This window comes from Polaribacter sargassicola, assembly GCF_021991835.1.
Lineage (GTDB): Bacteria > Bacteroidota > Bacteroidia > Flavobacteriales > Flavobacteriaceae > Polaribacter > Polaribacter sargassicola.
Window position 1 is genome coordinate 1 of record NZ_JAHDAU010000098.1, and the last position, 346, is coordinate 346.

General features: G+C 71.1%; 1 protein-coding gene. It reads right to left on the bottom strand.

What is annotated here, in order from left to right:
• Positions 1–49 precede the first annotated feature (49 nt).
• On the bottom strand, positions 50–346 hold a 297-nt coding region (locus KI686_RS16005; protein ID WP_237590327.1), incomplete at its 5' end, for a hypothetical protein.

Below are 346 nucleotides of genomic sequence, written 5' to 3' on the forward strand. Positions count from 1 at the left end.
CGCAGAGCATGCGGCGTGCGGGTGAAGGCGGGAGTCGAGGTGGTCATGGTCAGTCCTCCGTCAGGGCGGTGAAGGCGGTTTCGAGGGTGGGAGCGGTGATCTCCAGATCATGTGCTCCGGATGCCAGGAGCGCGGCGGCCACGGCATCCGAGTCAGTGGCGCGCAGGGTGAGCCGGTCGGCATCCACGCGCAGCTCGGTGACGTCGTCGCGATCTCGCAGCGAGGAGAGGATGCCGTCGGCGCCGGTCTCCGGCAGGCTCGCGGCGACCGTTCTGGCGCCGAGCCCGACGCGCAGCTGCGCCGTCGGAGCGTCCGCGACCACCCGGCCGTGGTTCATCACGACGGT